Source organism: Collimonas arenae (genome assembly GCF_000786695.1).
Classification (GTDB): domain Bacteria; phylum Pseudomonadota; class Gammaproteobacteria; order Burkholderiales; family Burkholderiaceae_D; genus Collimonas; species Collimonas arenae_A.
In genome coordinates this window covers 3144317-3167297 of the sequence record NZ_CP009962.1, presented here as the reverse complement: position 1 = coordinate 3167297, position 22981 = coordinate 3144317, and the positions used below count along the sequence as shown (strand labels likewise).

At 50.8% G+C, this 22981-nt stretch carries 16 protein-coding genes and 1 pseudogene; 12 read left to right on the top strand and 5 right to left on the bottom strand.

The window, feature by feature from the left end; translation table 11 throughout:
• Positions 1–138: 138 nt before the first annotated feature.
• Together LT85_RS27175 and LT85_RS13975 are read left to right on the top strand one after the other, a co-directional pair.
• Positions 139–258 (top strand): hypothetical protein, encoded by a 120-nt coding sequence (locus LT85_RS27175; RefSeq protein ID WP_253273549.1) that lies wholly within the window; start codon positions 139–141, stop codon positions 256–258.
• A 105-nt stretch (positions 259–363) separates the two neighbouring features.
• Positions 364–1215: a toll/interleukin-1 receptor domain-containing protein gene (locus LT85_RS13975; RefSeq protein WP_038489731.1), complete on the top strand. Its 852-nt coding sequence runs from the start codon at positions 364–366 to the stop codon at positions 1213–1215.
• A gap of 114 nt (positions 1216–1329) precedes the next feature.
• Here LT85_RS13975 and LT85_RS13970 read toward each other — a convergent pair whose 3' ends face one another.
• The 4 genes from LT85_RS13970 to LT85_RS13955 all read right to left on the bottom strand — a co-directional run bounded on the left by LT85_RS13970 (position 1330) and on the right by LT85_RS13955 (position 5339).
• A complete protein-coding gene (locus tag LT85_RS13970) occupies positions 1330–2418 on the bottom strand; it encodes a GIY-YIG nuclease family protein (protein ID WP_038489728.1) in 1089 nt (362 codons plus the stop codon).
• Between the two features lie 261 nt (positions 2419–2679).
• The gene (locus tag LT85_RS13965) at positions 2680–3540 is read right to left on the bottom strand and encodes an FRG domain-containing protein (RefSeq protein ID WP_253273548.1); all 861 of its coding nucleotides are present in this window, start codon (positions 3538–3540) and stop codon (positions 2680–2682) included.
• Positions 3541–3690: 150 nt separating this feature from the next.
• A complete protein-coding gene (locus LT85_RS13960) occupies positions 3691–4824 on the bottom strand; it encodes a hypothetical protein (protein WP_038489726.1) in 1134 nt (377 codons plus the stop codon).
• Positions 4821–5339, bottom strand: coding sequence for a DUF4365 domain-containing protein (locus tag LT85_RS13955; protein ID WP_081992393.1), 519 nt, complete (start codon positions 5337–5339; stop codon positions 4821–4823). Before LT85_RS13955 ends, LT85_RS13960 begins: the two co-directional genes overlap by 4 nt.
• Before the next feature lie 789 nt (positions 5340–6128).
• Here LT85_RS13955 and ampC point away from each other — a divergent pair.
• The 5 genes from ampC to LT85_RS13930 all read left to right on the top strand — a co-directional run bounded on the left by ampC (position 6129) and on the right by LT85_RS13930 (position 12391).
• Positions 6129–7319 carry a class C beta-lactamase gene (gene ampC, locus LT85_RS13950; RefSeq protein WP_038489723.1) on the top strand — a complete coding sequence of 397 codons (1191 nt, stop codon included), beginning with the start codon at positions 6129–6131 and terminating at the stop codon, positions 7317–7319.
• 15 nt (positions 7320–7334) lie between these two features.
• Positions 7335–8339 (top strand): porin, encoded by a 1005-nt coding sequence (locus tag LT85_RS13945; RefSeq protein WP_038489721.1) that lies wholly within the window; start codon positions 7335–7337, stop codon positions 8337–8339.
• A gap of 356 nt (positions 8340–8695) precedes the next feature.
• Positions 8696–9514, top strand: coding sequence for a class D beta-lactamase (gene blaOXA, locus LT85_RS13940; protein WP_052135181.1), 819 nt, complete (start codon positions 8696–8698; stop codon positions 9512–9514).
• An 87-nt stretch (positions 9515–9601) separates the two neighbouring features.
• Positions 9602–10423 carry a M23 family metallopeptidase gene (locus tag LT85_RS13935; protein ID WP_038489718.1) on the top strand — a complete coding sequence of 274 codons (822 nt, stop codon included), beginning with the start codon at positions 9602–9604 and terminating at the stop codon, positions 10421–10423.
• Positions 10424–10582: 159 nt separating this feature from the next.
• Entirely contained in the window at positions 10583–12391 is a 1809-nt protein-coding gene (locus LT85_RS13930) for an ABC transporter substrate-binding protein (RefSeq protein WP_081992392.1), read from the top strand.
• A 91-nt stretch (positions 12392–12482) separates the two neighbouring features.
• Here the strand turns inward: LT85_RS13930 and LT85_RS13925 are convergent, their stop codons facing one another.
• On the bottom strand, positions 12483–13820 hold the full coding sequence (locus LT85_RS13925; protein WP_038489712.1) for a tetratricopeptide repeat protein: 1338 nt from the start codon (positions 13818–13820) through the stop codon (positions 12483–12485).
• A gap of 367 nt (positions 13821–14187) precedes the next feature.
• Between LT85_RS13925 and LT85_RS26625 the strand changes: the two genes are divergently transcribed.
• From LT85_RS26625 to LT85_RS26620, 5 genes and pseudogenes are all read left to right on the top strand, one after another.
• Entirely contained in the window at positions 14188–14352 is a 165-nt protein-coding gene (locus tag LT85_RS26625) for a hypothetical protein (protein WP_156117529.1), read from the top strand.
• Position 14353: 1 nt separating this feature from the next.
• Entirely contained in the window at positions 14354–15163 is an 810-nt protein-coding gene (locus LT85_RS13920) for a hypothetical protein (protein WP_038489709.1), read from the top strand.
• Positions 15164–15218: 55 nt separating this feature from the next.
• Entirely contained in the window at positions 15219–15956 is a 738-nt protein-coding gene (locus LT85_RS13915) for a hypothetical protein (RefSeq protein WP_038489707.1), read from the top strand.
• Positions 15957–16444: 488 nt separating this feature from the next.
• Positions 16445–16495 (top strand): annotated as a pseudogene (locus LT85_RS27680) (ESPR-type extended signal peptide-containing protein); the annotation flags it as partial.
• A gap of 234 nt (positions 16496–16729) precedes the next feature.
• Positions 16730–22855: a YadA-like family protein gene (locus LT85_RS26620; RefSeq protein WP_437177299.1), complete on the top strand. Its 6126-nt coding sequence runs from the start codon at positions 16730–16732 to the stop codon at positions 22853–22855.
• The last annotated feature ends 126 nt before the right edge of the window (positions 22856–22981 follow it).

Here is a 22981-nt window from a genome sequence, read left to right as displayed (position 1 = left end):
AAGACTGACCGTGGCCAAATCGCCTTCTAACCCATATGCCGCTGGCGAACAGGACCTTGCCGACCTAGCTGCTGTCCGTCGACTGTTCGACTCTTGCTAAATTTCACGAAGAAGGATGTCCCAGGTTTCCAACTCATCGTGACCGAACACGCAAACCTTCGAGATCAATGGTTTCAAGATGCATTGGTGGAGCAACCTTGGACTAAACCGCCTGCTCTGGTGCCGGAGGATTGGCCGTTGCCACCGAATGGTTCATAGCGTCATTTCTTCTTCCGATAAGGAATATTTCATTGAAGAAGCCGGAACCGATGTAATTGGAATTTAATTGATAGTACAACGCGGTCTGAATATCTCGGGCTTCTGATGAAGTCGAACAACCACTTTCTTTTATTTATGAATCATTGGAATCGAATCCGTAGTGCAGTGCGTGGCGCACAAGCAGCCATCGCTTCTGAACCCAAACAATTGGCATCCATTGCTCCTCTGATCGAAGACGCTCTTATCATTTTGGCCAAGCGCCCGTCGAAGGAGGCAATTGGTGAAGTCGAATATTTGTTAAAACGAGCTCAAGAGTTTGTGGTGTCATGGCGCCCTTCGCCTCGACCATCACCAGGTGTTTTTTACGTACAACCCGGATGGGCGAAAAGCACTGATGATCAAACAAGTGAAGCTCTCTCTCTTTTGCAAGAGTTTCGTCAAAGTGATTTAATAGAATCGACGGCCACCGAAGTACCTACGACTATGAAAATATTCATAAGCCACAGCAACGCTGACGCTACGATCGCCGAAGCACTCGTGGAATTAATCCGAGCATCTTTGAACTTGAGCTCCAAAGATATCCGTTGTACAAGCGTAGACGGATACAAATTGCCCGCTGGAGCAGACTCAGACCAACAACTTCGATCCGAGGTTTTTGAGAGCCAAGCGTTTATTGCTCTTTTGAGTCCAGTAAGTCTGGGGTCGATTTACGTTATGTTTGAACTTGGTGCGCGATGGGGAGCCGGCCGTTACTTGGCACCTATCATGATAGGTGGGACGAAGGGAAGCGATCTTAAAGCGCCTTTATCTGCGATTCACGCTATCAGCGGCACCTCTGAGGCGGATATACACCAACTGGTTGAAAAACTTGCCGAAAAAATGGATATCACGCCAGAGAAACCCTCTGGATACAGCAAGGCTCTTCGGCTTTTTACAAAGGCCGCTGCTGCAAAATAGTTTCAGTATTGAGGTAATATTTTGCTGGTTATCTGCTATCTGATGATAGCGAGTTGTCCAACTTATGAGTTACAGCATAGTTTGCAATATGCAATCGGAGCACGGGGACGCCGGTCAGCTTCGCAACAGGTAGCGCATTTGCGGCAGTAGGATACCTGTGAATTCGTCATAGCGGCGGTCACGCTCTGCGGGCAGCTCACGCAGCCACTGTTCGATCCTCGCTGCCTGTAAGGTCGTGGCCGACGGCACAAACGCTCTCCATCCGAATAGAAACAGGTGATGGAACGGAGGGCCGTTCCGGCGTCTGCGAGCCATTGCGCCACCCAGCACGCAGAAGGCATCTTGACAATTGGAAGCCACAGGTCGGTTGTCACGGAAGCTGAGCAGGACTGGCAAGATTCCTTTTTCGTCCCAGAATGCACTGTCCAGTGCGGCATCAAAATCACTGTGCCAAAATCGGTATCGCGTCAGTCCGTACAAGGCCGAAAACAAGTTGTCGCGCAGGCTGGGGGATGGCGATTCGTAGTAGCGCAGGGCCAGCGTCAGTATATTTTCAAGTGCCACGTGCCAACTGCCCTGTAGCTCGTAGCTGCTGCGGTTCAGGGCAGCTCGTTGGATACGTTCCCATTGACCTTGGCGCACTAGCGCCGCATCCACCTCCGCCTGATCAAGCATGCAGTACTGTCCACCTCGCACGTGCTGGCGACCGAACTGTTCCATGGTCTGGACCGTCAGGGCATCTTCGATGCGCGCGGCCTCGCTATCTGATGTCAAACCGGTGTTGGCGCAGCGCATCACTCGCAGGGGCTGGTGCAGGGCTGTCCATTGCGAGCCTACTCCGGAATGGTGTTGCTTGAAGCGAGCCTCGACATTGCGCGTCATTCCGACGTAGAAATTGTTATTCGCCAGTTCCAGCACGTAGAGCCACAACGTAGTAGGGTTTGAGCGCACGGAGAGCTTGGTAGGCTCGACGGCGACAGGATTTCGGCGCGCTAGTCCTATCGCTAGGAATTCTTGCGCATGCGCGATATCGATGATCTGACCGAGGATGGAGCGCTTCCATCCCTTGGGAGCCGGCCCGGCGACACCGAGCAGGCAGAGTTGTTCACGGGTCCAGCCTCCGCGCGCGCTGGCGCCAGAGAGCAGAAACTCTTCGGTGATCTGTATGGTAGTACGTGAATGTTCGTTTTGATTTTCTGTCATTCTATGCCCTCACATTTGGCAAAAATATCTCAAATATAGGCGTCGTCGCGGGGTGTGTATAGGAGGCGGAGCTGATGGTCGCTTGCACATCGAACCAAAGGACAAAGAAGGCGGAGGAGGGTATTCCATCGCCGGATCTGTGGGATACCGTCTGTAGACCTTCCTGGAGAATGCGCATTACATCGGGTCGGCAGACTATGATTCCAGTCAAACTAGGGTAGATACGGCACGACGGGCTGCAAAGGACGCGTTTGCTGATGCCTATTGAGATTGTGATAACGCAATGAACTGCCAATTCAAATGCCTGCATAGCCCATCAAAATCTGGGAAGATAGTCTTGGCATTCACTCCCAATCTATCCAACGAAATTAGAGTTTCATCACGATACTGCGCCGGAATGGTGTATTGGTAGAGATGCTTTTTGATTTCTGAGTTGGTTTCGAGCGAGACAAATCGTTTGGATGATTTTGAGTATCGGTGCAGCGTAAACCAACCATGCTGAGCAATAATTCGATTATTGTTCATACGCGGCTGAAAAACTTGTGTTTTTGAGCTTGCAAACGGATTGCTTTCAAATACGTCCTCATCCAAAAGATCATCCGCGATCAACGCATATACGTAGACGTCGCCTGGACGCCTGTCTGAGCAGGCAAACCAAAGTGCGGCAAGTGGATTGCTTGTCCAATCAAGCAGGCGGGTTTTAAGCCCGTAGTGTTGAGCGCGAACTAGAATATCGAGATCTGTTTCATTTGAATCAGGCAACATTGACGAACCTTGCAATCTCAATTGCTTGAGAATTTCTTTTTCCATCACAGTAGTATCAATTTTCGGATCAAGTCTCGCTATTGAAGGTAATAAATTACCGGATATGGACTGTCCGCGGAAGAAAACGCGATTGGCAACGAGGTCGAATATATCGATCTCTTTGATAAAGGAAAGGCAATTGCTCAGAATGATTTTTTCCATAATTTTCTTTTCCCTTGATATGCGTGTAAGTGTAATTTGACTAACTTCGGCAAGTGTTGTGGAGAATATTTCAGGTGCAATCAAGGTACAAGCAATGTGGCTCAAAGAGGAAAAGGTTCTGGGGCGAGTATCAAAATTGCGCAGTAGTACATGCATATGACGGTTAAGCCTGGTTCCTACCGAACGCATTCCGGGGTGTGGGTACGGCTTTGGAACATTCGATCTTAAATCTACGTGATTCTGCTCACTGTTCTGTCACGCTGCCCCGAATTTTGTAATGGCCGTTGAGAATTAGGTGTGAGCTGCCTACGAGGACGCCTTATCCACAATTCGGAACCTCGTAATTGCTTCCATTGACCAGCTATTTCCGTTTCGTTGCAACTGACCTTGTGCGTAAATTTGCTTACCTGTGGTATGAGCGTCAATGGCTTGCAAATACCAATCGGGTCCAAGTGTCATTTTCACTTCGATTGGGCCATATTCGCGATGGAAAATTTTCAAAGCAACGTTTCGTCGTGAATCGTTATCGTTTGGATTGTTCACGCAATGTAAGTTAATTACGATCCCAGTAATTTCATCGGCCCGCGGTTGGACAATCTTCAGCTGTTCGGCAACGTGTTGCAAAATGCTGACCTCTGCCTCGCCAATTACCCGACCCCGGAAATTTTTTACATCATCTGACGGCGAGATAGATGTCGCCCATTGGATGTCAAAATTAAATGGGATCTGGCCAAGCAGGCCTATTTCAGCAAGTGCGTCACACATCCTCGCGTTTAGGCCGGTATCGTATGACGATATAAGTGTGGTCGGATCGCTTGTCTTCACCGCTTCATCTAGCAAAATCAAGCCGCGCACTATTCGCTCAACAATTTTCCGCTGTTTGGGCGGTTCAAACAGATTGCCGGTCTCTAATGGCTTGGCTACGGTGGTTGCTACTTCAAAACCAAAACTCCCTTTGAAGGTGTGGCAAAACTCGAACTTGTCAAACAATGGTGTAGCGCTCGACAATGGATTTTCATAGTGCGGCTTTGCATCAATTTCGGAGCATGCCGAATAAACTACGAGATTTCGAATGGCCTTTACATGGCGAGGGGCATCGTCAATGGGGATGGAGGATGCCGAGCTTGGCAGCTGAAGGCGAATCAGCAGTGAGTCAGAGTTTAGGCCCGCTATCTCAGCGAACATATTGGATAGCGTTTTGCCTTCAATCTGACTTAAAGAAACGACCGCTTGTCTAATCCGTTCACGGAAATCAGAAAAATTCTCCGCGGCCGGTAGAATCAGTTGCAACGCATCTTCAGAGTCTTTTTTGAGATCGTATATTTGCCATTTTTTGTTTTCTACGAATGCAGATATCCAACCCGATCGGCTCAAGTACGAGCGAAGATCGTAGAGGCTAATTCGATCTAGTAGTTGGTCAATATTTCTATCGGCATTCATTGCAGTGTCTCACCATAAATTTTATGCTTCATGTCAGTTATGGATTGACATGTGAGCAGCTGCGACCGAGGAATTCTGATACGAAGAGAGGAGCTATTTGTAGTCGCGGGGCCATCCACGAAGAAATAATAGCAGCACTTCTTAATTACGAGTTCATCCTCGCAAACTTTGAGCCATTGTGTTTGATCACGTGGGAGGCAGCACAATATCAGTACGCACGGCGTTGTTGCATTGTCGCGGCGAAAAACCAGTCTGTTATATGCGTCTGCCTCAAGGTCAAAAACTATATGTTCCGCTTCGGCGATCCATTTGACGCTCGCCTTTAGCTGTAGCTCCAAAATAACACCGAGGTCTATTCTTTTGGAATCGTGTTTTCCTATCCTTCTAACTTCAAGATCGACACCAAAGTCATGTGAAATGGTGTTCGGTACATGCCCCGCATTGGCTATGATTGCGCTGACATATGAGGTGCTAATCAACTCTTCAATCGTTTGTATGGGAAGCATGCTTTTCATTGATTGGCTTGGTTACGGGCAATGGTGGCAAGTCTCGCATGTTTGTGCCCCAAATCATTTTGGCAATTATTGCACAATTGAAATATATTATCAAATAACTAAATTTGATTGTCTTGGTACAAGTGATTTGTTGTTCCGAGGATTACAAAGAGGTCGGAAGCCCAGGCAATTGGGCAATAGGAAAACCACCGAATTTCCCTCATGGCGATGGTTCTATCATCGTCGCCATGAAACCTACCGCCATTCCATCTCCTGGTCTGTGAAATACCTTGTAAATGGCTTTCTTAGAAAATGCGTATTACGTCGGGCCGGCGGAGTACGCTTCCGTTCCGTCTGGGGTCAATGCTGCGCGCTAGGCAGCAGGGGACTGGCTTGCTGATGCGTAGTGCAGAAGCCCGTTTGCCAGAAGTCTGTCCCTTATGAGAGGTCGGACTTGTCCACCATTAAAGCAACATCGAGACAAGACTATAAATGTGGCGTTATTTTTAGGACTGGTCCTATATCGTTTGTTTTAAAAAATACATTAACCCTTGTAGCCGCAGTGCCGCACTTTCTTCTTTCAATAGCTGGTTAAGTAGCCAGCTTGCAAATTTTAGACTATGGAAAAGTGGAGGCAATTCATTGGCTGTACAGAGCGTTGTCCAGAGAAATGTTCATCATGCATAAGTTTTTCTTTTGTCAGGCTAAGTTTAATCTAGATTGTTAATAGGTTGGAAATAGACGATATTTAGGGGGGGGCAAAATTGTCGAGTTGTAAATTTCACATATCAAATATAGGGCTATTCCACGATGCATCGAAAAACCATCAACAGAATAAAATTGCTGTCATTGACAGCCTGTTTTGTCACATACCATAGCTATGCTGCTAGCAACATTGACAAAGCAAGTGTTCAAAACATTGTGGATGCTGCTATTCAGCCGCTGCTACAGAAAAACGCTATTCCTGGGATGGCCATTGCGGTCACCGTCGATGGCAAGAACTACATTTACAACTACGGTGTGGCCTCCAAGGAAACCAGGCAAAAAATTACCGATGAGACCCTATTTGAGGTCGGCTCATTCAGTAAGACATTTGCTGCAACCATTGCTTCGTATGCGGAAATTGATGGCAAACTTTCACTCTCTGATAGCGCCAGCAAATATTTGCCATCTTTGCGCGGCGGCAATTTTGACGCTATCAGCTTGTTGAATTTTGGCACGCATACTTCCAGTCTACCTTTGTTCGTACCTGACTCCATTGAGAACACAGATCAGTTATTGGATTACCTAAAAAAATGGCAGCCTTCTCATGCTGCAGGTACGTATCGAAATTATTCAAACATAGGTATTGGCATGCTCGGCATGATTGCGGCCAAGAGCATGAATGAGTCATACGACGACGTACTTGAAAAAAAATTATTTCCTGAACTGGGTATGACGCACAGTTATCTCAATGTGCCGGCTGACCAGACTAATAATTACGCACAAGGCTATACAAAAAAAGATGAGCCGGTCCGTTTGAACGTGGGGATGTTGGCCTCTGAGGCCTATGGGGTGAAATCGACAGCGGCGGATTTAATTCGGTTCATTGACGTGAACATCAATGCTGGTAAGCAAGGCGGAAAATGGCAACGTGCGGTGGCCGCCACGCATATTGGATATTTTAACTCGGGCGCTATGACGCAAGATTTGATGTGGGAGCAATATCCTTATCCGGTAGAACTGAAAAGGGTATTGGCAGGGAACGCGGCTACCTACACTGATGCTGTAGCAACCAAACTAAACCCGTCGCTGCAGCCACAGGCGGACGTGCTGATTAATAAAACCGGCTCGACTAATGGCTTTGCAACTTATGCAGCTTTTGTTCCTGCTAAGAAAATAGGCGTCGTGATATTGGCAAATAAAAATTACGCTATTGATGAGCGGGTAACTGCTGCGTATCAAATATTGACCCAGCTAGATGATCGTACAGCATCAAAAAGCAAATCGCCGGCGAAATAGGTGGCTTGTTTAAAAATGAAAAAAGCAATACTTGCATTTGGACTGTTGGGCGCACATGCAATTACGGTGTGCGCGCAAGCCGACGTCGTGACGTATGGCGTGGTAGATATCGGTGTCGCACACGAAAAGAATAGTAGCCTTAACGGATCTGTTACTAGAATGGACAGCGGCATTTTTAATGGCAATCGTCTTGGTATCAAAGGGGCGGAAGATTTCGGTGCAGGCGTTTCCGCCGTCTTTACCCTTGAAAGCGGTTTTACAGCTGATACCGGTGTCTTGGGACAAGGTGGCTTATTGTTCGGACGCCAGGCATGGGTTGGGCTGAGCGGCGACCTTGGCGTCATCCAGCTTGGACGTCAAAGAAATACTGTTTATGCGAATGCGTACGTGTTTGATCCGTTTGCAGATGCCTTGGCTGGAGATTCTGCTCGTTTGTTCAACTATTCGGGCTATCGCAGCAATAACATGGTTAGCTACGGCTATGAAAGCAACGGTCTCCGCGGGCAATTGCAATACAGTCTGGGTGAAGTCGTCGGCAATGCTGCTGCAAGCAGTACGCGCGCCGGGTACGCAGGCTATAGAAAGGGGCCGTTGGATGTCGTATTGACGCACCACAGGACGAACAATACGGCAGGTAACACGGGTAAAGCGACTCTGATTGGCGGCAACTATGACTTTGGCATGATCAAAGCGTTCGCTGCCTATGCATGGAATAAAGGCGTCAGGCAAGACGGTAGTATTAGCCATGGTGCCGACATACGTAGTGGGCTGATAGGCATAACAGCCTCAATCGGCGATGCGAGTACTGTTATGGTCTCTTACATTCGGTTGTGGGATAAGGTCGTCAGTGACGCGAATGCCAGCCAGGTTGCCATCGGCTATGTACACGATTTGTCCAAGCGTACGGCGTTATATGCCAGTCATTCGCGCTTAACGAACGAGAGCAACGCCAGCTATTTGGTAGCGACAGAAGGTTTGACGGCTCACTTGTTCAACGCCGGTATCCGTCACAAGTTCTAGGAATTCATTATTGGATGGAAAGTGGTTGCTCTAGCTGGCAATGGAAATCGAAGGGCCATCAAATAGCATCCGATCTGTTTGCATTTTGTTTGACGAGGGGCAAACGGGCATTTAAGAGTTAAGACATATTCTGAAACGCTCGTGAAAGGGACGGTAGTTCGGGGTGGCAATCTTCGCAAGATCAATCCCAACACAGGAAAGAGAAACACAGTTGTGGATATTGTCGGCTTTTTCCGCAACTACATCGGCCTGGATTATATATTTTGAGTAGAGGATGAACCTTGCTTTACCAGTAATGCTCTGCGACTAGTGCATCACTAGGCGACTTTATATTTTCTTTAAATGAGATGGTATTTATGAAATATTTGCAATATGCAGTGACAGGATTTTTTGCGTCAAGCCTTTTTGTTGTTTCGGTTCAGGCCAAAACGATTTGTACTGTTGTTGCCGATGCAAAGACAGGTAGTGTCCTACTGCAACAAGGTAGTTGTAACGAGCGATATACACCGGCCTCGACATTCAAGATCGCTCTGAGCGTGATGGGATTCGATGCTGGATTCTTGAAAGATGAACATACGCCGACCTTACCGTTTCACGAAGGCTATGTGGATTGGGGCGGTGACAACTGGCGTCAGCCGACGGACGCCGTGAGATGGTTGAAATATTCAGTTGTCTGGTTCTCGCAACAGATAACTCATTCCCTCGGTGAGCCGCGTCTGCACAAATATGCAAGCGACTTCGACTACGGTAATGCCGATTTTTCAGGAGACCCAGGTAAAAACAATGGTCTTGAACGTGCCTGGATTAGCTCCTCATTAAAAATTTCACCCTTGGAGCAGGTCGCGTTCCTGAAGAAGTTGCTCAACCGAGAGTTGTCCGTGACACCGAATGCCATGAGCATGACACTTAAGGTGGTGGAAAAGACTACGCTGTCCGGTGGCTGGGAGGTTCAGGGCAAGACCGGGATGGCTTATCCAAGGAAGGAAAATGGGGAGTTTGATGAGAGTCGTCCATACGGCTGGTTTGTCGGCTGGACTACAAAAGGTATGCGCCCCCTCGTTTTTGCGCATCTGATCCAGGACGATAAGAAGGAGTCCGGTACAGCAGGTGTGCGGTCACGCGACGTCTTTTTGAAAGAATTACCTGCATTGGCTGATTCTCTGGCCACTAAATAAGCTTATCAGGAGCACTAACGTTTCACACTTAGCATTCCGAATGCGGCAGTGCCTGATACTTATGCCCCTTTCTCCACTGGATCACTCATGATGCATTTTATAGGCTCCCTGATATTATTTTGCTTAGCCTTCAACGCCTGTGCTGACAGTAAAATCACTCAGCAGTTGAACAAGCCGGTGCCCGGCGGCGTGGCAGTGGTTGATCTTGGCCGGGCTGTCCAGATACCGAAAGCCAGCTACCAGAGTAGGCCCGTGCTGGTGGTCAAGGAGCAGAGCAATTGGTTAGCAATTGTAGGTATTCCTCTTACGGTGAAACCTGGTATTCAGCAGATCAGTTCAAATGGCCACAATTTCAACTTTACCGTTGCCAACAAAAAATACCCGGAACAACGCATTACCTTGAAAAACAAACGAATGGTCAATCCCGAATCCGCTGATCTAAAGCGTATTGAGGCAGAGAGAGCGGTGCTGATTCAGGGATATCGAACATTCAATACCGTTACACCTAGTAATGTGTTGTTGGATAAACCGGTAAACGGTCCGCTCTCCAGCAAGTTCGGTGTACGCCGTTTCTTTAATGGCGAAGAACGCAATCCCCATTCTGGGCTTGACTTTGCCGTACCGACGGGCACGCCAGTAAAGACACCCGCAGATGGAAAAGTGATCTTGGTGGGCAACTATTTTTTCAATGGTAATACGGTCTATGTCGATCACGGGCAAGGTTTTATCAGTATGTTTTGCCATTTGTCGAAAATTGATGTGCTGGTCGGGCAGTCGTTGGTTCGCGGGGAGTTTGTCGGCAAAGTCGGTTCTACTGGACGTGCGACCGGACCGCATCTTCACTGGAATATCAGCCTGAATGAAACACGAGTGGACCCAGCGATCTTCATCGGGGCATTTCAGCCATGAGCTTTTGAGATTTTAGTGTCCTGAATGGCCACCAGTATCATAGGCGCTCCTCAGCCTATAATTAAGGCGCGAAACAGCGCGCAGACGCATTCAAGATTGAAGTCGTCAAGCAAATGACGGATCTGCATCAATAGGGAGTCTAGTCAAAAGGCAAAGAAAATGCGTCGTAAATTTTCAAGTCTGCTTGGTTTAAAAAGAGGAATGGTCGGGAGAATGTTGCTTGTTGCGGCGTTTGCGGGCAGCGTCGGAGTTGCCACTGGTACCAATCCAGCTGACCCGTCGAAAGTAATCAAGATGAGCTTTGAAGCCGCGGACGATGGATTCGACATGATCAGGACCGCCAATTTCTATTCAGGTAGCGTCAGCGAGGTCATCTACGAAACCTTGCTTACTTATGACTATTTGGCGCGGCCAGCCAAACTGGTGCCCGAAACCGCGGAAGTCATGCCGGAAATCAGTGAAGACGGCAAAACCTATACGTTCCATATCAAAAAGGGTATTTATTTCTCTCCCGACCGGGCATTCAAGGGTGTGCGCAGAGAGCTCACCGCCGAAGACTATATATACACATTCAAGCGCGTGCTCGATCCGCAAAGCCGCTCGGTACATGCAAGTTTCCTCGCCGGGAAAATTGTCGGCCTTGATGATTTGGCTGCGCAGGCCCAGAAATCCGGCCATTTCAGCTACGACGCCCCGGTTGCCGGTTTGCAGGCACCAGATCGTTATACCTTGCGTATTACCTTGAACTCTAAGGACTACAACTTCCTCAACATCATGGCCTATGTCGCCTTTGGCGCGGTGGCGCAGGAAGTCATCACGACTTACGGCGCGCAAAGCGGACAGCATCCGGTAGGAACTGGCCCGTACATGCTGCAAACCTACGTACCACGCAGCAAAATCATCTTAGTCGCCAATCCCGAGTATCGCGGCTTTACCTGGGATTTCAAAACTTCCACCGACGCCATCGACAAACAAATCATCAAAGACATGCAAGGCAAGAGAATGCCACAGGTCGGAAGAGTCGAAATCAACATTATTGAAGAAGAACAGTCTCGCTGGCTGGCATTCCAGGGTAAGCAGATCGACTTCGATAAAATGCCGCAACTGGCCGCGCCATCCGTATTGGATGGAGACAAACTGAAGCCCGAATACGTCGGGCAACGAATCCAGCTACAACGCATAGTGGACGCTAGCACCTCCTTTACGATCATGAACTACAGGGATCCGATCATAGGCGGCAATAGCCTCGACAAGATTGCTCTACGGCGCGCGATCGTTATGGCGTATGACAACAAGCGGGAAGTTGATTTACTGAATAATGGTCAGGCCACTAAGCTGGAAATGTTTATTCCGCCAGGTGTGGTTGGCTACAATCCAAATTATCGCAGCAGCGTCGCCTACGATCCCGTGCTAGCAAACAAGCTGCTGGATTATTTCGGCTACAAACACGGTGCCGATGGCTATCGCAGCATGCCTGATGGCAAACCTCTGCTGCTAAAATTAGCCCGCGAACAAGTAACATCTTCTCAAGAAATTTCCGAGCTATGGAAGCTTGGCCTGGACCAGATTGGTATCCGCTCTGAGTTCGTCGTAAATAATTTTGCCGACAATGTGAAAGCCGCCGTCCAGTGCAAGCTGATGTTGTGGAACGTCGGCTGGACGGCGACCTATCCGGAAGGGCAGAATTTCATGCAATTGCTCTATGGTGCCAACATTGGCCAGAACAATCTCGGCTGCTATGATTCGCCGGTCTACAATGCGCTGTACGACAAAGCCGTTACTCTGCCGCTAGGCCCTGAGCGAAATACGATCTATCTGCAGATGAATCGCCAGATCGAAGCAGATTCGGCTTTGGTGCTGAGAACCACCCGGATACGTAGCTGGCTAGCACGGCCATGGGTCAAGGGTTTCAAGAAACACCCGATTCTGCATTCCGAATGGCCATACATCGATGTCGACAAACATTAACTGGTGTTGCCGCAGATGCGTACCTGATCCAATGTTGGCGCGGTTTTCGATGCGAATCAACACAAATTAATCTTTTTTAGTTGCGCTGTTCTTATTCAGGAGGCATATGGGAAAAGACTTTGGCGTACACCTCAGGATAATCTGGATGCTGTTTCAACTCTGCACATTCCGGAACGCTCAGTGAAAACGGTAAGACGCCAAATCCGGTTTCAGCTGCCGCTTTCACTTTTATCATCGCTTCGTCAATCATCCCCATTGCAACTAAAGCCGCCAGATGTATCCCATGAATGCTGTCATACTTTTCAATGACTTCCAGAGCGCCTACATGATCACCGCAACGCGCAAGTATGTATGCCACGCCCCTCGACGAGAGGGCGTACGCATAGCGATTTTTTTTCACAAAATGACGAGCGGCATGCGCCAATTCCGGCTGTGGATCGATCCAAGCTAGCGTATAGAGCAGATTTATATAAGCTGTAGGACTATTTGGATGAGACGAATATGCGCTTCGTGCCTGAGCAAGCACTTCGGCTTGATCCATATTCGCACAGGCGTAGGCACGTACTAGTCCGACAGCTATATTCGGCGAGAAAGGATTGAGTTGAGCGGCAGACTGTATAACACGGATGGCTTCGGATGACGCATTTGTATTTACTAGATGAAAGCCATAACGATAATAGGCGACATCATCGTCCGGAGACATTTGTAGCGCTTGCTTGTGCGCGACCCTGGCTTCATCGAAATGCCATTTGCAATCATAGAGGTAGCCTCTCTGTGATTGCAGACCTTGCAAATAGGGTTCGGCATCTTGAACTAATTTTAATTGGCTAAGGGCATCGTCAATTTGCGAGCGCCGTATATTCCCATCAAAAAATGCCCTCTCTGCTACGTATTGTGCGAGCAACAGCTTGGGAAGCATATAGTCTGGAGCTTTTGAAATGACATTTTTGAGTATTGACTCCGCTTGGGAAAATGCATCCTGCGAGCGATTTTCCAGTAGTTGCCGGGCATGGATGCAAGCCTCGACTAATGCGGCAGGAGGCTTTACCACATCAGGTTTTTCGGGGGAGGGAGTCGTCGCGGGGACAAGGAATAGTCGCCGCACCTTATCCGACAAAATCACCAGGCGATAACCTTGACCATAAAAGGAATCGATTTGCACTACACCGGTATAAGAGAGGGCTCGGCGCAGTCGTGTAATACATCGCACCAAACCATCATCTGACATGCGCCCGGCCCAAACATTTTTTGAAAAATCCTCCTTTGAAACCACTTTCGGCCAGGCACTCAACAACAGGCGAAAGGCTCCGCGTTCCTTGGGAGGTAAAAAGAGAAGTGATTTCTTGTAGGAAATAAATCCATCCCGGTCTACATCGAACCCGGCAAATGATGGATCTATATCGGCAAGTGGGCTTGATGAATTAATCATTTTCTGTCACCCACAACATTTTCCGTGATCTGCGCAATAATTAACGATTAAATTATAGCAAAATTGCTTCAATTTAATTGTCAATTATTGTTGTGTTTTATTCAAACTATCTATCGATTTTCAAGTGGAAATGTCCCAACCTATTGCAGCAAAAAACGACCCATGTGCCTTAGCTGCTCAAATAGCTAAATAAGAGGAAAATCCCCACCTTTTGATCATGGCGATGGTTCTATCATCGTCGCCATGAAACCTTCCATTATCGCTCAAGACATCCAAGCCATGGTCAGCCACTGGCTGGGTACGCCGCCCAATGGCTATCTCGGCTCGAACTACGGGTGCTGATCCCCAGTCGCTGCTACAAAACCCCATGGCGGCCGGCATCGGCGATGACTTCATCGTTAAAATGCGCGGCGATGTACTCGCGCTTGATGCTATGCCGTCTGGCGCCGTCAATGTTTTCTATGTAGATTCGGAGCCAGATCGCCGCGAATTGATTGTTGATGTGGCCGGCTGGCAGGAACGCGTCAGCTGATATGGCCTATTCAAAAGAGGATTTTGATCGTGTGATCGTCAATTCGGTATCGCAGTTTCCCGAATTGGCGGCGCTTTACCAGGTGGGCGATCCGCGTTTGCTGCAAGCACAGTCGGCGATCGCGCAAATGATGGCCATGATGTCGCAGCAGTTGGAGATCGGCGCCATGGAACCCTTCGACAAGGTGAGGGATTCGACGATACTGGCTGATGCCTCGTTGAAGGGCTTGATGCCGATGGCAATCCCCGCGCGAGTGAGAGTGCGGGTTGAGAATCCTACAGGGGCGCCGTTTTCTATTGCCGCTGGCCGTGGGTTGCTCGATTCTAGTGGGCGAATGTATGTCGCCGATTTACCGGTGACGGTGCCTGCCGATGGCGCGGGATATGCCGAGTTGCTGCAAAAGCAGGTACGTACTATTGCGCATACTGTCAGCGTTTCGCAACCATTCTATAAAATCGAGGTGTCGCAACCTAGCGATGGTCGGTTTATCAGCGGTATTTCGATTGCAGATGCGTCCGGCACACCGTATATCTACAGTGTCGAATTTACGAATGTTGCCAATGGCGACAAGGTATTTCATGTGGAATGCGATGAATGCCGGCGCCTGTTCGTGGTGTTCGGTTACGCCGGTTATGTCGGTTATCAGCCGAGTGTCGGCGAGGTACTGACCCTGACGGTGTATGAGGCCACGGGCGATGTCAGGCCGGATGCTGGCAGCCCGTTTCGTGCTGGACTATGCCATTGCGCCGCAAGACGGTCAGATCAAGATAACGATGGATTCGTTGTTGATCCCTGGCGCTGCGCCGATTGATATCGTGACGCTGCGCGAACTGTGCAAATACCCGTCGGCCTATGACTAGGCGGCGGTGTATTTAGGCGAATTTGATTTCCTGGTTCGTCGCAACATCTCCGGGTTGAAATTTCTGTCAATCTGGAATGAGACGATTGAAGAATTGATACGTGGGCCAAGTCTCGACAATATCAACCGGCTATTCGTTTCCTTTGTTCCACCCGATGGCGCCACGTGCGCTGCCATCGAACAAGAAATAGTACGCGCCATCAAGTCCGCGGACGACTCTTATCGGATCGTATTCGTCACTCCGGCCATTCTTGACATCGGATTGACGATCGCTGCGGAGATTGCCCGTATCCATGATGCCCAGGCCGTCAAAAAGCAGATTCTGGATGTGTTACTGAATGAATATGGCGAGAAAGCGGTACCGATTCGCGCCGGCATGTTGGTGGTGAAATACAAGGTCATCTATGAGCTGCTGAAAAAGAGTGTCCAGGCGCTGCAAGATTCGGGGAGCGACTTTTCCGTCGTGATCGCCCCTATGCAGAGTAAGCAGCTACCGATCTACATTACAGAAGTTGATAACGAGCGTTTTGTTATTAATGCTGGCTTCGTGCGCCTCTACAATGCCGCCTGGTCAGGCGAGTCTGCCGGACCTGCCGCCGAGTCTGACCGTGAACCCGCCGGCATTTCGCTTGCTGAAGTTGCGGAAGTCGAAATTCATAACGCCTCTAATTGTCGAGCATGGGCAGAAATGACATTGGGATTACGAAAACACTATGAGGAAATAAAAAGGGAAGCCGCACGTTGATTTTGTTTTATTGAAAAAGTTATTTTTTTACGAATCTATCCTGCGTATCTGCCACAAAAAGCCTTTATACGTATGCATCGATCACCGGACTATTTTGACTCCGGAGTCTCCAGTAGGAGCAGTGTGATGCCGCATATCACTATAGCAAGGATATGTGAAGTGAAAGCAACAGATACCGGTTGAACGCCGGCGAAATTCCGGCGGTTGCAAACAGGAAAGCAACGAATGCCGGCGGCTTGCCGGCCATTTAGTTAATGATTGTTTGGCCCTCTTTTTTTTCTAAAAATCCCCTCTACACTCCCAACCATTCATAGCGTCGTCGACGGGTGATTCGCCTGGGAATAACTCCTTGGAGCTCCGTAAGCGTCGTGTCGCACGTTCAATTTCTTAGGGAAATTGGATCGAGTCGCCACCAGCAAAAACACCATTTTTCGGGGCTGGCGGAGTCTAATTTTCAATCTTATTGCGCGTATCGCAGGAGTGTAAAAATGAACAAGATTTATCGGGTTATATGGAGCAAAATCACAGGTGATTATTGTGTTGTTGGTGAACTTGCAAAGAGTAAAAGTAAGGGCGCGGCTGATATTTCTAGACAAAGAGATGCCAAGTTATTCGAGGCGCGGAGGCATGGCTTTCTTGTGAGGCCGATTGTTGGGGGTATTGCATCTATCTTCTTTTTGGGAAGTGGGGGCGTAGCGTGGGCCGGTACACTGAGTAATTGCTTGGGAACCAGCCAAGAGCCTGGTGCGGCCGCCAACACCAATGCATATTCTATGCTTGGTGGAGCCACCGCTAGCGCTGCGCAATGGGCATTTACCGTCTCCACCGGGGCGGAAGGGAACTGTGGTACCGCCTCCACTAATACCGGCTTGATACTTGCTGAGTCCCCTAATGCTAGTGCCGGTACCGCTGGCAGTCTAGCATATGTATGGGTTGGTTCCAACGCGAATAACGCCGCCGGAGCTATTACGCTATACGGTCCATCAGGTATAAATTTAAAAGGCAACACAGCTGTGACCGGGACATTTTCTAGCAGTGGTCTTGCGACGTTTTCTAGCGGTGCCAGCCTAGCCGGGAATAAACTTACAAATGTCGCCGCCGGTACGGTAGCAACTGATGGAGTAAATTTTGGCCAACTAACTTCGTTGTCGACTTCAACTTCGACTGGCTTGAGTACGACCAACAGCAATGTAACTTCGTTGTCGACCTCGGCCTCGACCGGCATTACCTCACTGTCGACTGGTCTGAGCACAACGAATAGCAACGTGACTTCCTTGTCGACGTCTGCCTCAACCGGCATCGCGTCGTTGTCGACTGGCTTGAGCACGACCAATAGCAACGTGACGTCGCTGTCGACCTCGACCTCGACCGGTATCAGCACCAACGCCAGCAACATTGGTTCGCTGTCGACGGGGCTGAGCACAACCAACAGCAACGTGACCTCGCTGTCGACCTCGACATCGACTGGCATCAGCACTAACGCCAGCAATATCGGTTCGCTGTCGACTGGCCTGAGCACCACCAACAGCAACGTAACCTCGCTGTCGACGTCAACATCGACAGGGATCAGCACCAACGCCAGCAATATCGGTTCGCTGTCGACTGGCCTGAGTACCACCAACAGCAATGTGTCGTCGTTGTCGACGTCCACGTCGACCGGGATCAGCACGACCGCCAGCAATATCGGTTCGTTGTCGGCTGGTCTGAGCACCACCAATAGCAACGTGTCCTCGCTGTCGACTTCAACTTCGACTGGCTTGAGTACGACCAACAGCAATGTAACTTCGTTGTCGACCTCGGCGTCGACCGGCATTACCTCGCTGTCGACTGGTCTGAGCACAACGAATAGCAACGTGACTTCCTTGTCGACGTCTGCCTCAACCGGCATCGCGTCGTTGTCGACTGGCCTGAGTACAACGAACAGCAACGTGACGTCGCTCTCGACGTCGACCTCAACCGGCATCAGCACCAACGCCAGCAATATCGGTTCCTTGTCAACGGGGTTGAGCACAACCAACAGCAACGTAACGTCGCTGTCGACCTCGACCTCGACCGGTATCAGCACCAACGCCAGCAACATTGGTTCGCTGTCGACGGGGCTGAGCACAACCAACAGCAACGTGACCTCGCTGTCGACCTCGACATCGACTGGCATCAGCACCAACGCCAGTAACATCGGTTCACTGTCGACTGGTCTGAGCACGACCAATAGCAACGTGACGTCGTTGTCCACGTCAACCTCGACCGGTATCAGCACCAACGCCAGCAATATCGGTTCCTTGTCCACTGGTCTGAGCACGACCAATAGCAATGTGACGTCGTTGTCCACGTCGACCTCGACAGGCATCAGCACCAACGCCAGCAATATCGGTTCCTTGTCAACGGGGTTGAGCACCACCAACAGCAACGTAACGTCGCTGTCGACCTCGACCTCGACGGGCATCAGCACCAACGCCAGCAATATCGGTTCGCTGTCGACCGGCTTGAGCACCACCAATAGCAACGTAACATCGTTGTCGACCTCGACCTCAACCGGCATCAGCACCAACGCCAGCAACATTGGTTCCTTGTCCACAGGCCTGAGCACGACCAATAGCAATGTGACGTCGTTGTCCACGTCGACCTCGACAGGCATCAGCACCAACGCCAGCAATATCGGTTCCTTGTCAACGGGGTTGAGCACCACCAACAGCAACGTAACGTCGCTGTCGACCTCGACCTCGACGGGCATCAGCACCAACGCCAGCAACATCGGTTCGCTGTCGACCGGCTTGAGCACCACCAATAGCAACGTAACATCGTTGTCGACGTCGACCTCAACCGGCATCAGCACCAACGCCAGCAACATTGGTTCGCTGTCGACGGGGCTGAGCACAACCAACAGCAACGTGACCTCGCTGTCGACCTCGACATCGACTGGCATCAGCACCAACGCCAGTAACATCGGTTCACTGTCGACTGGTCTGAGCACGACCAATAGCAACGTGACGTCGTTGTCCACGTCAACCTCGACCGGTATCAGCACCAACGCCAGCAATATCGGTTCCTTGTCCACTGGTCTGAGCACGACCAACAGCAACGTGACGTCGTTGTCCACGTCGACCTCGACAGGGATCAGCACCAACGTCAGCAATATCGGTTCGTTGTCGACTGGCCTGAGCACGACAAACAGCAACGTGACCTCGCTGTCGACGTCAACGTCGACAGGGATCAGCACCAACGCCAGCAACATCGGTTCGTTGTCGACCGGCCTGAGCACGACCAACAGCAACGTAACGTCGTTGTCGACTTCAACCTCGACCGGGATCAGCACCAACGCCAGCAACATCGGTTCGTTGTTGACCGGCCTGAGCACGACCAACAGCAACGTAACGTCGTTGTCGACTTCAACCTCGACCGGGATCAGCACCAACGCCAGCAACATCGGTTCGCTGTCCACTGGCCTGAACACAACGAATAGCAATTTGACTTCACTGTCGACGTCGACATCGACGGGGTTTGCGTCCTTGTCTACTGGTGTTGCAAATTCAGTTCAGTACGATAATCCTGGTCACACCAGCGTTACATTGGGCGGAGTCGGCGCAACTACACCGGTGACGTTGACTAACGTTGCGGCTGGCGTGAACCCAACAGATGCGGTCAATTTCAGCCAGTTATCATCTTTGTCAACGTCGACCTCGACTGGTATCAGCACCAACGCCAGCAACATCGGTTCGCTGTCGACAGGTTTGAGCACGACCAACAGCAACGTGACGTCGCTGTCGACTTCGACGTCAACTGGTATCAGCACCAACGCCAGCAACATCGGCTCCTTGTCGACTGGTTTGAGCACGACCAACAGTAATTTGACATCGCTGTCGTCGTCTGTGGGTTCGGTCACTACGCAAATTGGATCGTTGTCGACTGGTCTGAGCACGACCAACAGCAATGTGACTTCGCTGTCGACGTCGACCTCAACCGGGATCAGCACCAACGCCAGCAACATTGGTTCGCTGTCCACCGGCCTGAGCACGACCAACAGCAACGTGACTTCGCTGTCGACTTCGACGTCGACTGGCATCAGCACCAACGCCAGCAATATCGATTCGTTGTCGACCGGCCTGAGCACGACCAACAGCAACGTGACCTCGCTGTCGACGTCAACGTCGACAGGGATCAGCACCAACGCCAGCAACATTGGTTCGTTGTCGACCGGCCTGAGCACCACCAACAGCAACGTAACGTCGTTGTCGACTTCAACCTCGACCGGGATCAGCACCAACGCCAGCAACATTGGTTCGTTGTCCACTAGCCTGAGCACGACCAACAGCAACGTGACGTCGTTGTCGACTTCGGCATCGACCGGGATCAGCACCAACGCCAGCAATATCGGTTCGTTGTCGACTGGCCTGAGCACGACCAACAGCAACGTGACCTCCCTGTCGACGTCAACGTCGACAGGGATCAGCACCAACGCCAGCAACATCGGCTCGCTGTCGACTGGCCTGAGCACCACCAACAGCAACGTCACGTCGTTGTCGACGTCGGCCTCGACCGGCATCAGCACCAACGCCAGCAACATTGGTTCGCTGTCGACTGGTCTAAGCACGACCAACAGCAATGTGACTTCGCTATCGACCTCGACCTCGACTGGCATCAGCACCAACGCCAGCAACATTGGTTCGTTGTCCACTGGCCTGAGCACCACCAACAGCAATGTGACTTCGCTGTCGACGTCGACGTCGACAGGGATCAGCACCAACGCCAGCAACATCGGTTCGCTGTCGACTGGCCTGAGCACGACCAACAGCAATGTGACTTCGTTGTCGACCTCGACCTCGACAGGGATCAGCACTAACGCCAGCAATATCGGTTCCTTGTCGACCGGCCTGAGTACGACCAATAGCAATGTGACATCGCTGTCGACTTCTGCCTCGACAGGGATCAGCACCAACGCCAGCAACATCGGTTCGCTGTCGACGGGGCTGAGCACGACTAATAGCAACGTAACGTCGTTGTCGACGTCAACCTCGACCGGGATCAGCACCAACGCCAGCAACATTGGTTCGTTGTCGACCGGCCTGAGTACGACCAACAGCAATGTGACATCGCTGTCGACGTCGACCTCAACCGGTATCAGCACCAACGCCAGCAACATCGGTTCGTTGTCCACTGGCTTGAGCACGACCAACAGCAATGTGACGTCGTTGTCCACGTCGACCTCGACCGGCATCAGCACCAACGCTAGCAACATCGGTTCGCTGTCCACCGGCTTGAGCACGACCAACAGCAACGTGACGTCGCTGTCGACGTCGACATCGACAGGGATCAGCACCAATGCCAGCAACATTGGCTCGCTGTCCACTGGCCTGAGCACCACCAACAGCAACATAACGTCGTTGTCGACTTCAACCTCGACCGGTATCAGCACCAACGCCAGCAACATCGGTTCGCTGTCCACTGGCCTGAACACAACGAATAGCAATTTGACTTCATTGTCGACGTCGACATCGACGGGGTTTGCGTCCTTGTCTACTGGTGTTGCAAATTCAGTTCAGTACGACAATCCTGGTCACACCAGCGTTACATTGGGTGGAGTCGGCGCAACTACACCGGTGACGTTGACTAACGTTGCGGCTGGTGTGAAGCCAACAGATGCGGTCAATTTCAGTCAGTTGTCATCTCTGTCGACATCGACTTCGAGCGGCCTGAGTACGGCGACAAGCGGCATCGCTTCCTTGTCGACAGGCTTGAGCACGACTAACAGCAACGTGACGTCGCTGTCGACCTCTACGTCGACCGGGATCGCTTCGCTGTCGACTGGTTTGAGTAGCACCAACAGCAATGTGTCATCGCTGTCGACAGCAACTTCAACTGGCCTGAGCACGATTAGCAGTAACGTCACGTCGCTGTCGACATCGACGTCGACCGGTTTGAGCACTGCGGCAAGTGGTATTTCTTCGTTGTCCACCGGTTTGAGCAGCACCAACAGCAACGTAACGTCGTTATCGACGGGATTGTCGTCCTTGTCGACGGGGCTAAATCAAATTGGCTCTCTGTCAACTGGCCTGGTGGCTGTGGCCGCTGGAAATGCAGCGCTGAAGCCGTTGGCAGATGCGTCGAATGCTGCTGCCGCGAATGGCGCCATGCTGGGTGGAACCATCATGGGTGGTTCTAACGGCGACGGCACAGTCCAGACCCTCGGCACCAATGGTGCTGTCGTGAAGACGGTTACACCATCGACCTGTACCACCGTCAATGGCATTGATGCAACTGGAACAGGCCTGTGTGCGCAAGCGACTAAAGATGGCGCCACAGCGCTTGGCTCCAACGCGCAAGCGACCGCTACCAATACCACCGCGGTTGGTTTCCGCGCGCTGGCCTCCTCGGCGGGTGCGGTGGCGCTCGGCTATAACGCCCAGGCCACCGGTGATCCTACTGTGGCAATTGGCTATAACTCGCTTGCCGCCGGCAATAACTCGGTGGCGATGGGGGCAGGGGCGCAAGCAACCGGCACCAATTCCGTAGCGCTGGGTGCCGGTTCCATAGCCGATCAGGACAATACGGTGTCTGTAGGTGCTCCTGGCAGTGAGCGCCGTATCACCAACGTGGCCGCTGGCGTCAATCCGACCGATGCTGTGAATGTATCGCAATTGACTAACGTTCAAAATCAGGTCGGCAATGTTCAACGTATCGCCTACAGCGGGGTGGCGATGGCGGGAGCGCTGGCTGGCATACCACAAGTAGATTATGGCAAGACATTCGCGTTGGGTGCGGGGATGGGAAGTTACGCCGGATACACAGCGCTTGCGATTGGTGCAAGTGCTCGGGTGAATCAAAACACCGTCATCAAATTGGGCGTAAGCACAACATCTGCCAGCCATACGTTGATTAACGCCGGCGTTGGATTTTCATGGTGATCAGGACGTCAGTCTTGACGCTTTGAAGCTTGTCATGGATGCCCCATCGTAATAATGCAGGTGTGGGGCTGATCATGATCGAAAGTTGTTCTTTGAATTTATTAAAGCACAATTATTTGAAAAATT

Excerpts from the sequence above, each read along its gene's own strand:
- LT85_RS13945 (WP_038489721.1), top strand. The coding sequence starts at position 7,335 with ATGAAAAAAGCAATACTTGCATTTGGACTGTTGGGCGCACATGCAATT.
- LT85_RS13925 (WP_038489712.1), bottom strand. The coding sequence starts at position 13,820 with ATGATTAATTCATCAAGCCCACTTGCCGATATAGATCCATCATTTGCC.
- LT85_RS13920 (WP_038489709.1), top strand. The coding sequence starts at position 14,354 with ATGGCCTATTCAAAAGAGGATTTTGATCGTGTGATCGTCAATTCGGTA.
- LT85_RS13960 (WP_038489726.1), bottom strand. The coding sequence starts at position 4,824 with ATGAATGCCGATAGAAATATTGACCAACTACTAGATCGAATTAGCCTC.
- LT85_RS13975 (WP_038489731.1), top strand. The coding sequence starts at position 364 with ATGAAGTCGAACAACCACTTTCTTTTATTTATGAATCATTGGAATCGA.
- LT85_RS26625 (WP_156117529.1), top strand. The coding sequence starts at position 14,188 with ATGGCGGCCGGCATCGGCGATGACTTCATCGTTAAAATGCGCGGCGAT.
- blaOXA (WP_052135181.1), top strand. The coding sequence starts at position 8,696 with ATGAAATATTTGCAATATGCAGTGACAGGATTTTTTGCGTCAAGCCTT.
- LT85_RS26620 (WP_437177299.1), top strand. The coding sequence starts at position 16,730 with ATGCTTGGTGGAGCCACCGCTAGCGCTGCGCAATGGGCATTTACCGTC.
- LT85_RS13955 (WP_081992393.1), bottom strand. The coding sequence starts at position 5,339 with ATGAAAAGCATGCTTCCCATACAAACGATTGAAGAGTTGATTAGCACC.
- LT85_RS13965 (WP_253273548.1), bottom strand. The coding sequence starts at position 3,540 with ATGCATGTACTACTGCGCAATTTTGATACTCGCCCCAGAACCTTTTCC.
- ampC (WP_038489723.1), top strand. The coding sequence starts at position 6,129 with ATGCATCGAAAAACCATCAACAGAATAAAATTGCTGTCATTGACAGCC.
- LT85_RS13970 (WP_038489728.1), bottom strand. The coding sequence starts at position 2,418 with ATGACAGAAAATCAAAACGAACATTCACGTACTACCATACAGATCACC.
- LT85_RS13930 (WP_081992392.1), top strand. The coding sequence starts at position 10,583 with ATGCGTCGTAAATTTTCAAGTCTGCTTGGTTTAAAAAGAGGAATGGTC.
- LT85_RS13935 (WP_038489718.1), top strand. The coding sequence starts at position 9,602 with ATGATGCATTTTATAGGCTCCCTGATATTATTTTGCTTAGCCTTCAAC.